The organism is Vulcanococcus sp. DEBay_Sum29NL08_54, from assembly GCF_017859255.1.
Taxonomy (GTDB): Bacteria; Cyanobacteriota; Cyanobacteriia; order PCC-6307; family Cyanobiaceae; genus Vulcanococcus.
In genome coordinates this window covers 1-12324 of sequence record NZ_JAFMNJ010000009.1, presented here as the reverse complement: position 1 = coordinate 12324, position 12324 = coordinate 1, and the positions used below count along the sequence as shown (strand labels likewise).

Sequence of the window (12324 nt, the reverse complement as noted above, 5' to 3'; positions counted from 1 at the left end):
TGCGGCCATTGTGGCCTTCAGCAGGTCAGGAACCGCGGCCGATGCTGCGGCCCATGCCCTGGAGGATTCCGCGGCCGACCAGGCCAATGGCCCGACCAATGACCTGGGTCAGCACCACCACCACCAGATCCCCGAGTCGCCTGAACAGGGCCTGGACCTGGGGGGCAAGGGCATCGCGACCCTCCAGCACGAGGGTGATCAGTTGCTGGCCCCAGCTGAGCTGCTGCAACTCCCGGTCCCGGGGTTCCATGTGCTCGATCGGAACGATGGCGCCTTGCTTGAGTCCATAGAGCAAGCGGCGGCTTTCGTAGAGCTGGACGGGCCTCTCAAACAGGCTGTCCCAGCGTTGCTGGGAGTTCAGCTGGTTGCGCAGTCGCTCCAGGTTCCGTGTGGGCAGGAGATCACTGCGCAGTAGGTAGCGGCGCAGATCAGGCCAGGTGCTGCAGCTGGCGAGGATTTCTGCGCTGATCAGTTCCGCCGTGCGAATCAGCCAGTTGCTGATCAGTGCCTCCAGGTGGAGCAGCGCCTGGGGTTCATCGGGGGCCAACAGGCGGCCGTCCACCAGGATCGGTTGGGCGCAGACCAGGGCCGCGAGCATCGGCAGGGCAGCCGGGAGTTCTGGATCCACCGCGGTGAGGTCACTGGCCTCACTCAGGCTCTGGGCGACGGGAAGCAGGCCCCCCTCAAGCGGTAGTTGGACGTATTCACCGGCCATGGCCCGCATGGAGAGGCGACGCAATTCCGGTTGCTGCCCAAGCCAACGCTCTTCCAGAGCCACACCGCGCAGCTGCTCGTGGCGGAAGCGGGTGATCAGGAGGTCGAACTGGGCCAGCAGGGCGAGCAGCAGATCGCGGCGGTGGTCCGTGTTCAGTCCCTCCAGGGCCATCAGCTGACCGCTTTGGTTGCTGAGACCGGTGGAGGCGGCCGTGATCAACCGCTCTTGGATGGCCTCCCAGACCCCGATGGCCGTGCGCTCCCGCAGGGTGATGCCAACGACGGCCTGCGGCTCCGGGCGCTGCAGCGGAGCCTCAGACGGGAAGGCCATGCTGATCGGCCCCCAGAGCCAAAGCAGCAGCCGTTTGGCCAGGGCAAGTTCCCGCAGCCGACCCGCCAACAGCAGGGCGTTCAGGCCCACCGGCTGGAGGTCGAGCCAGCGGCGGCAGCGCAGGGCTTCCGCTTCGATTTGAGCCAGGCCACTGCGCAGCAGCCACTGGCCAAGGCCCAGCGCCTCCCGGCTCTGCTCGGGTTGCTCGATCCCGCGCAGGGGCCGCAGTTCCACCACCCGTCCGCCCGTCAGCAGGGTGTCAACGGCGGCGCGGATCTCCTGGGGCTCCGCCTGTTGCAGCAGACCTTCAGCCGGCAACTGCAGCAGCCAGCTGCTGGGTAGGTCGGACTCCGCCGGTAGGAGCAGCAGCAGCGGCGCCGGTTGCCAGCGATCGCGCAGCTGGGCGAGTTCCCGCTCCAGCGTGGCCGCAGGCATGCCAGCACTGATGCTCCAGATCACCAGGGCGATGGCTCCCTTGTCTGGGTCGCTGGCTGCTTTGAGCTGGAACGACTCCTCCAGCAACCGCTCCAGGCCCGCCTGAATCAGGGGCTCCGCCAGGATCAGGATCGGAGGTGCGTCCTTCGCCTCGGGCACGGATCAGGGTTGAGCCTTAATGGCGCTCAAGTTAACGGGGATTGACGCCGTTTCCAGTGCTGCTCAAGGCTCTGGCGCACTTAGCGCCGCCGTCCGCTGAGATTGAGCGTGTAGCTCTCAATCCGATAGCCGGTTTGCTCTTCAATGCGATCGAGCAGATCGGCGGGTAATTCCACATCCAGATCCTGGATGGCACCGGACTCGAGGCAGGTGATGTGGCTGTGGGGATCGCTGCGGTAGCCGTAGAGCCGTCCATTGGCGCGATCAAGACACTCGATCACCCCTGCGCTTTGGAGCGCTTCAAGGTTTTGGTAGACGGAGGTGTGGCCGATGTTGCGGCCCTTGGCGTTGAGCCGCTCAAAGATGTCGCGGGCACTGAGGTGATCCCGCTCGTCCCAGAGCAGCTCGAGCACCATCCGACGCTGGCGTGAGAGCCGCATTCCCAGGTCTTTGCAGCGGGAATAGGCGAGATCCACCCCGTGGGTCCCGCCGGCCGATGCGTTGTTGGGTGCTGAGGAACCAGCCACGACCCAAAAAGGTCTCTTACACCGTTATAGAACCCGTAGGCGGATTGAGTGCGTCTTGGAGCCGCTCTGGACCGATGGCCTGCAGGGCTTCGGCGAGATCCACCGTGCCGTCATAGAGCGCGCGGCCGACGATGACGCCGCTCACCCCCAGGGGTGCAATGGAGAGCAGCGAGAGGATGTCCTCGAGGGTGCCGATCCCGCCCGAGGCAATCACTGGGATGCTGCTGGCCTCGGCCATGGCGCGCAGGGCGTCGATGTTCGGCCCGGCCAAGGTCCCATCGGTGGCGATGTCGGTGCTGATGATCGCGGCGACGCCGCTGCCTTCAAAACTCTTGGCCAGTTCGGTGGCTTGGACGGTGCTGGTTTCGATCCAGCCACGGGTGGCCACTAGGCCGTCTTTGGCATCGATTCCCACCACGACCTTGCCCGGGTGACGGCTGGCGAGTTCTTTGACCAGCTCAGGCTTTTCGATCGCCACGGTGCCGAGGATCACCCGATCGAGGCCGCACTGCAGCAGTTCCTCGGCCCGCTCGGCACTGCGGACACCGCCGCCCAACTGGACGGGAATCGAGAGGGCTGAGGTGATGGCCTTGACCGCCTGGTCATTGACCGGTTGACCGGTTTTGGCCCCATCGAGATCAACCAGGTGCAGCCGTTGCGCCCCCTGCCGCTGCCAATCGAGGGCCTGCGCCACCGGGTCATCGTTGAAGCGGGTGACCTGGCCGTAATCACCCTGATGCAGCCGAACGCAATGGCCATCCAGCAGGTCGATGGCGGGGATGATCTGCATGGAGGCCGGTCGGCTCAAGGACTGCCAGCCAGGCTGCCAGAGGCTGCGATCCCGCAGTTGCACCAGCGGTACCTCGAGGCGGAACGTCCGATCCAGCACGGCTTCAAGCGCCAGCCGTCGCTCCTTCCCCTTGCCGCTCTCTCCCAGAACACGAAAGTGGCGATAGCCCCGCGTCTGACCAAGGACGTTGGCCTGGGCGGTCCACTGCTGCGGCCACTTCATCCCTGGCCGAGCTGCAGGGCCAGGCCGTAGGGGGCGTTGTCTGCAGGATCCTGGATTCCCAGTTCCTGGCGCCACTGGCTGATGGGTTTCTCCCAGCCTTCCTCCCAGCGGGCGATGGCCAGGCACTGGGCCTGGTGAGCGATGGCCGAGCCATGGGCGGCGGCGGCGCTGATGCTTTCGAACTCCTCGAGCTTGAAGCGGAAGTTCGCCAGTTGGCTGGCGCTGGTGAGCAGGACATAGGCGGGAAAGCCGATCTGCGCCGCGGTGATTGCCAGCACCCCGGTCTCCCCAGCCCGTTCGGTGCCAAAGCCGCTGATGACGTGGTGGATGTCATGGGTGGTCGCAATGCGTTGCGTCAGCCATTGGCCGTCGCTCTCGATCGGCCTGGGCCGAAAGAATTCCGGGTCGTAGCCCAGCTGGCGAATCAAGCGGGCGTACTCCCGTCCCAGGCTTCCGGCCGGTAGTGCTTCGAGCGCCTCGATCTGTGGTTGCAGCGGCGGGTAGCGGCCGTCCATCAGTGCGGCCCCTCCGGGAAGTGCGCGGAAGCGCCTGATGCAGTCCTCCATCTGGGGGCTGCCAAGGAAGTTGTCCACCAGATCGGCGATGTTGCTCAGCTCACCGCCACTGCGGCCCACGGCGGCCAGCAACTTGAGGTTGTTGAGGGAGCGCAGAACCTCGTTGAAGCGGCCCATGGCCTTTGCCCGTCAGAACCCTCAGTTTGCAGAGGGCTTCAAGGACGTGCCCAGCGTTTTGAATGGTCAGACCTGTGGGCTGCTGCGATGAAGATCCTGGTGATGGGCGGAACCCGTTTTGTGGGCCGTCCCCTGGTGCAACAGCTTCAGGACGCGGGCCATGCACTCACCCTGTTCACCCGCGGCAAGAACCCGGTTCCCGCTGGCGTCGAGCACCTCTGTGGCGACCGCAGTACGGCTGAGGGCCTATCGGCTCTGGCCGGTCGTCAATTTGATGTGATCGTCGATAGTTCCGGCCGCACCGTGGCGGACAGCCGCTCGGTTGTGGAGGTGACGGGGGCCCCGAGCCATCGCTTTGTCTACGTCAGCTCCGCCGGTGTCTATGCGGACAGCGCCCTCTGGCCCCTGACGGAGAACTCCCCGACCGATCCCGAGAGCCGTCACAGCGGCAAGCTCGACACCGAGGCCTGGCTGACGGCTGAGAAGATCCCCTTCACCAGCTTCCGGCCCACCTACATCGTTGGTGCGGGCAACTACAACCCTGTCGAGAGCTGGTTCTTCGATCGGATCGTCCATGGCCGTCCGGTGCCCCTTCCCGGCGACGGCAGCACGATCACCCAGTTGGGCCATGTCAACGACCTCGCCACGGCGATGGCCCTGAGCATTGGCGTCGATGCCGCAGCAAATCGGATCTACAACTGCTCGAGTGCCCAGGGCATCAGCTTCCGCGGTCTGGTGGAGGCGGCCGCGCGTGCGTGCGGCAAGGATCCGGCCTCCGTTGAGATCCGCAGCTTTGACCCCAGCAGTCTGGACAAAAAGGCCCGCAAGGCCTTCCCCCTGCGGATGGCCCATTTCCTGACCGATATCCATCGGGTCCAGCGCGAGCTGGCCTGGACACCCCAGTACGACGTCGAGCGCTCCCTCGCCGACAGCTACAGCAACGACTACGCCAAGCGGATGCCCACCAGCCCTGATTTCAGCTCCGACGATCAGCTGCTGGCGCTGTGATGTAGCCCCAGGCTGAGCTCAGGGCCAGCGCCAGGGAGGGCCAGAACAACCAGAAACCCAACAGCTGGAGCGGGGCTGCTCCCCCACCGGGCCAGAGCAGCAGTAAGAGGGCGGCGAATTGAAGGATGGTTTTGGCCTTGCCTCCCCAGGAGGCAGGTCCTCCGCTGCCTTGCCCAGCGCGCCAGCCGGAGATCAGCAGTTCACGGGCGAGCAGGAGCCAGATCGCCCAGAGCGGCAGGGAGCCTGCAGCGCCAAGCCAGAGCAGGGGCGCCAGGATCAGGATCTTGTCGGTGAGTGGGTCCAGACGGGCCCCCCAGACCGAGCCGCCCCCGGCGCGTCTGGCCAGCCAGCCGTCGGCGGCATCGCTGAGGCCCCCGAGCAGCAGCAACCACCAGGCCAACCAGCCGTTGCCCTGGACCAGCGCCAGGATCAGGGGCAGACCGATGACGGCGCGGGCGATGGTCAGGCCATCGGCAAGCTGCCGGCTGAGGCTGGAGTTCGGCATGGCTTTCCGACCAAGCGTTGCGGTTCATTCTTCCGCCTGACGGAGCGGCCACAATGACGGCATCCGCAGCGCAGTCATGGTCGTTGAACGCCGGGTCTCCGAAGTGATGACCACGCCCATTCGCAGCGTTGGTCGCGAGACGCCCCTCCAGAACGCGGTGCAGGTGATGAGCGATCACCACATCAGTGGTCTGCCCGTGGTCGATGCCGCCGGGGCGCTGGTGGGCGAGCTGACCGAGCAGGACCTGATGGTGCGTGAGAGCGGCTTTGATGCCGGCCCTTACGTGATGCTGCTCGACGCCGTGATCTATCTGCGCAACCCGCTGCAGTGGGACAAGCAGGTGCATCAGGTGCTCGGCAACAGCGTCGGCGAGGTGATGAGCCAGGCCCCCCACACCTGCAGTGGCGACACCCTGCTGCCGGAGGCGGCCCGCTTGCTGCATGAAAAGGGCACGCAGCGGCTGTTTGTGCTCGATGAGCAGCGGCGCCCGGTCGGGGTCTTGACCCGAGGCGATGTCGTGCGGGCGTTGGCCTCGGCCTGATCCCTAGAGCGGTGGCGGCGCCTGCACCGGTGGCAGCGGCCGGGGGGGGAGCAGCGGCGGCGGAGTTGGTGCCCCAAGCGGGAAGTCCCCCGGGGGCATCGCTTCAGCAGGGGCGAGGGCATCGGCATCCCCGTTTAAGAACTCCGGCTCCTGGGGCAAGGGCTGACCATCCAGCAGCACCAGGGGTGGCGGTAGGTCGGGGGCTTCAGGCGTGAGTTCGTTCTCGAGCGTGCTGTTGGCTGCGCTCTCCTGAAGTTCCCTGAGGGCTAGGGGATCGGCCGTGATCGGCGGTTCACGCAGCGGCGCGCGCTTGGCGCTGCCCGGCGGTTGGGCCAGGGGTGCGGGCGACCAGATCAGGCGCGCCACCGGCTCGACCCCCTGCTCCATCAGGCGGTTCAGCCCGGCGAGGGCGCGGTCGGCCAGCTGCGCACCGAAGCTCTGGCCGCATTGCAGCGGGTTGCTGCAATCCCGTTGTCCCAGGCGCGGCGTGAGGCTGGCCAGCAGATTGCCCCGCAGGGGGATGGCGCGGGGGCTCAGTCGCAGCAGGTAGGGGACGTGGACAAAGCTGGTGGCTCCACCGCTGATCCAGTTCGCATCGGCCTCGGTGAATCCTTTGACCCCTGGAATGATCAGGCGGCTTTTGGAGGCGTGATCGGGCAGGTAGGCCGCCTTGAAACCGCGCTGGCGGGCCAGGCTTTTGGTTTGCTCGAGGGTCAGGCCATCGCGGCTCATCAGCATCTCCAGGCGACCATCGCTGCGCAGGCCGATGACCATCCGAATCCGCGGCAGGTAATAGCGGATTTGCTGCCCCATCGAAACGCTGTAGGCGCCGCGGTATTCAGGCGGGGGATCGAGAAGATCGTTGTAGAGGCTGTGCAGTCCACCGATGAAGGTGTCGTACTGAGCGGCCCGCTCGGATGTGAGTTCGCCAAAGCCGAAATCAGCACCGCCGTCGTGGCGAATCCCCACAAAGGCCCGTTGGCGGGCGGCGGTTCGGTTTCGGCCTCTCCAGACCTGATCTCCCAACTTCAGGTCCCCCAGTGGAACCGTGATCTCCCGGCCCAGGCTGTTGACATGCCGCTCGTACATCGGCCCGGAGACGTAGGCCAGGGCGGAGGAGTCGTTGTAGGCGTCCTGCTCCCGGTCCCAGCCCTCGAGCAGATCAATGCGGACCTTGCGCGGGTCGAAGTCGAGGGCGTAGACGTCCTGGTCGGGCAGGTAGCGGAAGGGTTCGGCCTGGCCGCCGACCGCACTCAAGCGTGAGGAACCCGTTCTGGCCGGCTCGCCCTCGGGCAAGGGCGGCGCGATGGCGACAAAAAACGCAAACAGACCGGCTGGAAGCCAAAGGGGGATCCAGCGCTTGCGTCGCCAATGGGGGCGCTTCTGTTTCGTCGGTGGCGCTGAAGCGGTGTCCAGATGAAGGGACCAGAGATCAGCAATCTAGGGACCGCTTAGTTCGCGCCCGGCAGTTTCAGAACCCGGTCTTCGGCAATGACCCAGCGCTGCATCTTCAGTGGAGCTGGATGGCCGCCCGTGAGTTCGCCGAAGGCGGGCAGCAGCAGGCGTTGCTGGCTGAAATCCAAGCCAAAACAGGGCAACCGCAGCCGATCAGAGCCTTGTCCGAGGACCGCCACGGGGTGCACGTGGCCGCAGATGTTGAGCAGCTCAGGCTCCGGAGGCGTCTCCGGTTCGTGGCTCAGCCACCAGGCGCCGCGTTGCAGGGATGGTTGGGCCTGCAGCGAGGGAAAGACGGCGCCGCGATCGTGATTCCCTCCGACCAGGACCAACTCGCACCCCATCAGTTCGGGAAGAGCTGCGAGCTTCTCCTGGAGTTCAGGGGTCAGTCCCAGCTGGCTATGGATCAGGTCCCCGAGGACCAGCACCTGCTGCGGGTGAAGCGAGGCCGTGAGCTCCAGCAGCCGATTGAGATTCCCCTGATCCCCATCGCTGGGCAAGGGGATGCCCTGCGCCTGAAAGCTCTCGGCCTTGCCGAGATGGAGATCGGCAATCAGCAGGACCTGGAGCTCTGGATCCCAGGCGGCCCGTTGGGGCAGCAACTCCAGGCGGCTATTGCCCCAGGTCAGGGTTTCGTTGGAGCTCAACGCTGGCCCATGACCCGTTGGTAGGCCGCCCGTTGTTGGGTCGCGGCAATCGTGGCTTGAACCTGCGGGTAGGGGCTCAGATCAATCTGTGGGAAGAAGATCGGCAGGTAGGCCAGGTAGGCGTTCACGGCGCAATCGGCGACGCCCCAGTCGCCGCCCATCAGGGGACCGCTAGCGAGCTTGCGATCGAGCACTTCCATCAGCCGGGGGAACTCCCGCTCCCGGTTGGAGGGGACAAACAGGGCCGTGGCCAGGGTGGCGTTGGCAAAGAGCACCCACTGCTGCGCCAGGCCCCGCTCCGCGGCGGTTTGGCATTCGCCCCCAAAACGCTCCGCCAGATAGAGGAGGATTGCGCCACTTTCAAACAGCTGCAGTCGCCCGCCGGGCAGGCTGGGATCCTCATCCACCAGCGCCGGCACCTTGGCGAAGGGGTTGATGGCGGTGAAGGGCTCTTGGCGGTGCTCCCCGGCCTCCATGTCCAGGAGTTGCCAGGTGTAGGGGATCCCCCGTTCTTCCATGTACCAGCGCGGCATGGAGGCGCGGCTGCGGGCGCCGCCGAACAGGGTGAGGGCCATGGATCAGCTGGAAACCGGCCTGAGCGTAGAAGCTGCAGACAGCGGCGTCGGTTGGTTGTGATCTGATCCGCTCCAGCAACCGTTGCTCAGGACTGGAGCGAATCGCACCTGCCGCGGCTTGCCGAGATAGACCCAGGCCTCGCGACCATCGGACAGGCGGCGCAGCTCCCGCCGGTAGAGCCGGGGTGCTCCCTCGAATCGATCCAGCGCCTGCAGTTCCTGGGCCGTGATGCTGTAGAGCTCACCGCTGATGGGGCGACTGGCCTGGGGATTGCAGATCGCCATCGGGAAGGGCCCAAGGTTGTAGAGCTCCAGACCACTGAGGAGCGCCGTTCCTTCGAACGCGGCATCGCCCAGAAGGCCATGGGAGCGTTCGCCGCGCTTCAGCGTCCCGTAGACGAACACCAGGCCGACATAATCAGGAGCCCCGTTGGTCCCACCCATGACGATTGCGTTGCTGATTGCCTTGGCTGGCTCCTTGGGTGCGATGGCTTTAATCGTGCGTCGTCTCGAGAAGTCCTGATCGGACGCCCCCTAGATCGCCCAGAACTCAGGGTCACACTTCCGCTGCCGAGGCACCAACTTCAGGTCGTGATCAGGGAAGAGGTCGCGGCTGAGATGCCAAGCCTGCTCTTGGGTCTCTGCCTGCAGTGGAACCCTCAGGATGCGCTGGGGGAGCGTGACGTTCAGCTCGTAAAAGAACATTGGGCGCCACCGTCTCTATTCAGGCGGTAGCTAGGGATTTCGCGGGTGGACTCAAACCCAAAGGTTCTTATCCGAAAGCATTGCTGAAGACGGCTTGAAAATTCGCGTGTCCGTGGATCAACAGGGCCGCTGAGAGGGGCACCACGGCGAGGACCAGGGCCAAAAACAGAGCCGAGAGGGGTCGGTGGTTGTTCATGGGCCGCATTGTCGCGCTCTGTTTGGGTGAGCTGACGCGTGCCGAAAAAGCTGTTCGCTTTTTTGGTCTTTCGCTTAGGAGGGCATGCCTGGATTGAACGGTGCTGATGGATGGGCTGGCTCGGGAGCGACTGGGACGCATCAACCCCAATGTCCTCGCCGATCTGTTGAAGCTCACCCCTGAACAGCGGCGTCAGATGGTTCAGCAGCTGAGCGGACTCGAGGCCAACGGGACGATCCCCGTCGAGGTGGCGATGCGTGCCGCCCAAAGGGCCAAGGACGCTGGCGCTTCCTCAGATCTCGCGTGACGGCCAGCCCCTGAGCCATTGCATGAGCGCTTTACTCGGGGCCTTGAGCTCCTCGATCGATCCATAGAGCCAGTCCTGCCAGCCTTCCTGGGGCAAGCCGCTGAAGACCATCAGATTCAGGGGATAGTCCTCGGAGTCGCTGCAGCGCCGGAAGTCATCGCGGTAAAGAAAAACAGGTTTCCCGAGGGCAATCGCGGCACCGAGTTCCAGCATCACGCCTTCATCGGGAGGCGTGCCGTTGACGATGGCGAGGAGGGCGTCGGCATCACGCACGTCCTGCAGATCCGCCTGGGCGACGCGCCAGGCCCAGCCCGGCTGCGCGAGATCCACCTGACCATTTCGCGTGAACGGCTCCCAGACCTCGATCCCTAGCTGCTCAAGGGCCTCGACAAAGTCAGGCAGCAAGCGCGAGCGCCAATGGGCCGAGAAGCCGTAGGGCGAGGCCAGATAGAGGGTTGGTTTAGCCATGGGAGCGTGAGGCGCGGTACTGCTGTTCATCGGCTCTGGCTGCTGCTGCGTTCTCCCAGGGGAAGAGCACCCATTCGCTCGAGTCGTTCACCTCGAGGGCGCTCCACCACTGCGGTTCCACCTTGCTGATCCAGACCAAGGTGGTGATGTCCGTGCGGCTTCGGAAGGGCTCAACAGTGCGCCCGGTTTCATAGATGTCGTCGACCACCAGGCAACCCGCCTCTGGCTGATCCAGTAGCGGTAGGCCCAGGCGATGGCTCAGGCAGACCGCCAGGACCAGTCCACCGCGCGGAACCCCGTAGACCCCCGTCCAAGACGACGACTCAAACTTCTCCAGCGTGGCGTCTAGGGCCCGGTCAAGGTCAGCCCAGCTGAGGGTGCGCATGCGGCTGTGTCTGGTCCCCTGAGCATGAGCCATAGCCCACTGAGATGGGCTGCGGCACGGCCAATCGAGAGAACGGCCAGGCCGATGCAGAGGGGGCAGTGCGTGAGGCTCATCCGCTCAGCTTGCAGGGTTTGCGACCGTCGGTTCTGATTCCCGCTGAATCTTCATGCCAGCCGCTACAAGGGAAGGACGATGGATGGGGCCCGATGCGCCTGCTGCTGTTGTTGGCGCTGCTCCTGGTGGGGTGCCAGAGCGGAGATGACGGTTCTGATCTGGTGGTGAAGACCAGCTCCGGTCAACGGCTGTTGGTGGAGGAGGGCAGCGTTCAACTGGAGGACCGACGCATTGCGCAGCGGGTGAATCTCGAGTCGTTAAAGGCCGAGATCGCCTGGGCCAAGAAAAACGTCGACTTCAATGAACGCGACGGCATCCCCGTTGACTTCTGGCAGAAGGACCTGGAGGGGGACCAGGCGCGTCTGGCTGCCGCTGAGGCACTGATCCAGAGCGAGAAGGAGCACGGCGTGCTCTACCGCGTGGCCCGCTTCGCTCCAATCGTGGAGGGTCCCAACGGGGCGCGTCGGACACTCCCGGTGGTGACGGCCTATTGCGTGCGCGACTCGATCCCTGGGGTGGCCGAGAACCTGGCGCAGTTCAAGATCAGCCAAGGACAACTGAACTCCCAGGACCCCCGAGAGGTGCTGGTGGCCAAGATCTGCCGCCGCTGGACGACGACGCCATAAAAAAGACCCCCGATTCAAGGGGGCCTGTTCTCTTCTCTGCGTGGGGGCATCGAAGCGTCACGCCCAGAGCTGCACCATCGGTGAGAACACCTACTCTCGATCGCCGCGGGACTTTGTCGTGACGGTGGCGGCCCAGGAGAAACGCGAGCAGAAGCGTCAGGGCAGGGCCGGTTCAGGTTGGTTGCGCTCGGCCTGCGGCAGCAAGGTGGTTCGGATCACCACGATCGACCCGACGGCCCACGCCCAGTGGTGTGAGGTGGTCAATGCCGACTTGGCCAGCGATGGCCAGATCCAGGCGTTTCACAACAGCCGAATGCTCCGCTACAACGCGGTGCGCCTCTGGCAGAACCTGCTGCGACAGGGATGGACTCAGGTGCCAGCCCAGTGGTGATCAGGCCGGGACGAAGCGCTGTTTGAGCCCCTTCCACCAACGCACCAGCAGCGACCACCACTGGCCAAACCCGCTCTGGGCGGCCGCAGGGCGGGCCATGGCGGCGGCGCAGGGCCTGGGGCTCAGTGGTTCAAAGCCATCGCAAGAGGAGAGGGCCTCGGCTTGGATCTGCTGCTCAAGGGTGTGCCGAGCGGCTGATCGATTGCGTGACACCGACATGCGCACCTTCGCGAACCAGCCTTGTTATTGCGCCATCCCAGCCCTGGGGCAATGAGTTCTGATGCTCATCCTGCTCAAGCTGTGTCAGGCCCGGCTGCCGTTGCTAGAGCCAGAGAGGGACGTGTTTTCAGGGGAATGGTGCGAAAGCGGGCGATTGGCGATGGCCAGCTGCGGGATTTGGAGCAGCACTACATCCAGGCGATCTATCGCTACAACGAGGCCCTGGATCAGAGCCCCCATTGCGCCTCGAAGGCACGCCGGGAGATGGTTCGCCTTGAAGTGGAAGTCCGCAGACTGCGGTACGGCTACTGA

The 12324-nt window shown here is 65.1% G+C and carries 20 protein-coding genes and 1 pseudogene; 6 read left to right on the top strand and 15 right to left on the bottom strand.

Going from position 1 to position 12324, the window contains the following annotated elements; translation table 11 throughout:
• Nucleotides 1-25: 25 nt before the first annotated feature.
• From QZ186_RS04885 to QZ186_RS04865, 5 genes and pseudogenes are all read right to left on the bottom strand, one after another.
• Entirely contained in the window at nucleotides 26-1639 is a 1614-nt protein-coding gene (locus QZ186_RS04885; protein WP_296416049.1) for a DUF3685 domain-containing protein, read from the bottom strand.
• Nucleotides 1640-1719: 80 nt separating this feature from the next.
• Entirely contained in the window at nucleotides 1720-2079 is a 360-nt protein-coding gene (locus QZ186_RS04880; RefSeq protein WP_083797938.1) for a transcriptional repressor, read from the bottom strand.
• Between the two features lie 103 nt (nucleotides 2080-2182).
• Entirely contained in the window at nucleotides 2183-2956 is a 774-nt protein-coding gene (hisA, locus tag QZ186_RS04875) for a 1-(5-phosphoribosyl)-5-[(5-phosphoribosylamino)methylideneamino]imidazole-4-carboxamide isomerase (protein ID WP_296416080.1), read from the bottom strand.
• Nucleotides 2957-2989: 33 nt separating this feature from the next.
• Nucleotides 2990-3178: pseudogene (locus QZ186_RS04870) on the bottom strand (TIGR02450 family Trp-rich protein); the annotation flags it as partial.
• Nucleotides 3175-3870, bottom strand: a complete 696-nt coding sequence (locus tag QZ186_RS04865) for a Coq4 family protein (protein WP_296416048.1) — start codon at nucleotides 3868-3870, stop codon at nucleotides 3175-3177. The pseudogene QZ186_RS04870 and the gene QZ186_RS04865, both read right to left, overlap by 4 nt.
• 87 nt (nucleotides 3871-3957) lie before the next feature.
• On the opposite strand from QZ186_RS04865, the gene QZ186_RS04860 reads away from it, so the two are divergent.
• Complete coding sequence (locus QZ186_RS04860; RefSeq protein ID WP_296416047.1) at nucleotides 3958-4878, top strand: NAD-dependent epimerase/dehydratase family protein; 921 nt, start codon at nucleotides 3958-3960, stop codon at nucleotides 4876-4878.
• On the opposite strand, the gene QZ186_RS04855 is transcribed toward QZ186_RS04860, so the two are convergent.
• On the bottom strand, nucleotides 4847-5383 hold the full coding sequence (locus QZ186_RS04855) for a CDP-alcohol phosphatidyltransferase family protein (protein WP_296416046.1): 537 nt from the start codon (nucleotides 5381-5383) through the stop codon (nucleotides 4847-4849). The two genes, QZ186_RS04860 and QZ186_RS04855, sit on opposite strands and share 32 nt — an antisense overlap.
• A gap of 76 nt (nucleotides 5384-5459) precedes the next feature.
• On the opposite strand from QZ186_RS04855, the gene QZ186_RS04850 reads away from it, so the two are divergent.
• Nucleotides 5460-5924 carry a CBS domain-containing protein gene (locus QZ186_RS04850; RefSeq protein ID WP_010317385.1) on the top strand — a complete coding sequence of 155 codons (465 nt, stop codon included), beginning with the start codon at nucleotides 5460-5462 and terminating at the stop codon, nucleotides 5922-5924.
• Between the two features lie 3 nt (nucleotides 5925-5927).
• Here the strand turns inward: QZ186_RS04850 and QZ186_RS04845 are convergent, their stop codons facing one another.
• The 6 genes from QZ186_RS04845 to QZ186_RS04820 form a co-directional block, all read right to left on the bottom strand.
• On the bottom strand, nucleotides 5928-7181 hold the full coding sequence (locus QZ186_RS04845; protein ID WP_367268115.1) for a hypothetical protein: 1254 nt from the start codon (nucleotides 7179-7181) through the stop codon (nucleotides 5928-5930).
• Nucleotides 7182-7375: 194 nt separating this feature from the next.
• The gene (pdeM, locus tag QZ186_RS04840) at nucleotides 7376-8026 is read right to left on the bottom strand and encodes a ligase-associated DNA damage response endonuclease PdeM (RefSeq protein ID WP_296416045.1); all 651 of its coding nucleotides are present in this window, start codon (nucleotides 8024-8026) and stop codon (nucleotides 7376-7378) included.
• Nucleotides 8023-8601: a glutathione S-transferase family protein gene (locus QZ186_RS04835; RefSeq protein ID WP_010317379.1), complete on the bottom strand. Its 579-nt coding sequence runs from the start codon at nucleotides 8599-8601 to the stop codon at nucleotides 8023-8025. Before QZ186_RS04835 ends, pdeM begins: the two co-directional genes overlap by 4 nt.
• Nucleotides 8602-8604: 3 nt before the next feature.
• Nucleotides 8605-9045 carry a gamma-glutamylcyclotransferase gene (locus QZ186_RS04830; protein ID WP_296416044.1) on the bottom strand — a complete coding sequence of 147 codons (441 nt, stop codon included), beginning with the start codon at nucleotides 9043-9045 and terminating at the stop codon, nucleotides 8605-8607.
• Between the two features lie 90 nt (nucleotides 9046-9135).
• Nucleotides 9136-9306: a hypothetical protein gene (locus QZ186_RS04825; protein ID WP_247478704.1), complete on the bottom strand. Its 171-nt coding sequence runs from the start codon at nucleotides 9304-9306 to the stop codon at nucleotides 9136-9138.
• Nucleotides 9307-9373: 67 nt separating this feature from the next.
• Nucleotides 9374-9502: a hypothetical protein gene (locus tag QZ186_RS04820; RefSeq protein WP_256463395.1), complete on the bottom strand. Its 129-nt coding sequence runs from the start codon at nucleotides 9500-9502 to the stop codon at nucleotides 9374-9376.
• Between the two features lie 106 nt (nucleotides 9503-9608).
• Here QZ186_RS04820 and QZ186_RS04815 point away from each other — a divergent pair, with 106 nt between their 5' ends.
• A complete protein-coding gene (locus QZ186_RS04815) occupies nucleotides 9609-9809 on the top strand; it encodes a hypothetical protein (protein ID WP_010317371.1) in 201 nt (66 codons plus the stop codon).
• Here the strand turns inward: QZ186_RS04815 and QZ186_RS04810 are convergent.
• Entirely contained in the window at nucleotides 9795-10277 is a 483-nt protein-coding gene (locus QZ186_RS04810; protein WP_296416043.1) for a nucleoside 2-deoxyribosyltransferase, read from the bottom strand. The genes QZ186_RS04815 and QZ186_RS04810 overlap by 15 nt on opposite strands.
• The gene (locus tag QZ186_RS04805; RefSeq protein WP_247478701.1) at nucleotides 10270-10662 is read right to left on the bottom strand and encodes a phosphoribosyltransferase; all 393 of its coding nucleotides are present in this window, start codon (nucleotides 10660-10662) and stop codon (nucleotides 10270-10272) included. The genes QZ186_RS04810 and QZ186_RS04805 overlap by 8 nt, the downstream gene beginning before the upstream one ends.
• Before the next feature lie 206 nt (nucleotides 10663-10868).
• Here QZ186_RS04805 and QZ186_RS04800 point away from each other — a divergent pair, with 206 nt between their 5' ends.
• Nucleotides 10869-11402, top strand: coding sequence for a hypothetical protein (locus tag QZ186_RS04800; protein ID WP_296416041.1), 534 nt, complete (start codon nucleotides 10869-10871; stop codon nucleotides 11400-11402).
• 40 nt (nucleotides 11403-11442) lie between these two features.
• Nucleotides 11443-11793: a DUF1651 domain-containing protein gene (locus QZ186_RS04795; protein WP_010317363.1), complete on the top strand. Its 351-nt coding sequence runs from the start codon at nucleotides 11443-11445 to the stop codon at nucleotides 11791-11793.
• Here the strand turns inward: QZ186_RS04795 and QZ186_RS04790 are convergent, their stop codons facing one another.
• Nucleotides 11794-12012, bottom strand: coding sequence for a hypothetical protein (locus QZ186_RS04790; protein ID WP_296416040.1), 219 nt, complete (start codon nucleotides 12010-12012; stop codon nucleotides 11794-11796).
• A 135-nt stretch (nucleotides 12013-12147) separates the two neighbouring features.
• On the opposite strand from QZ186_RS04790, the gene QZ186_RS04785 reads away from it, so the two are divergent.
• Complete coding sequence (locus tag QZ186_RS04785) at nucleotides 12148-12324, top strand: hypothetical protein (protein WP_010317350.1); 177 nt, start codon at nucleotides 12148-12150, stop codon at nucleotides 12322-12324.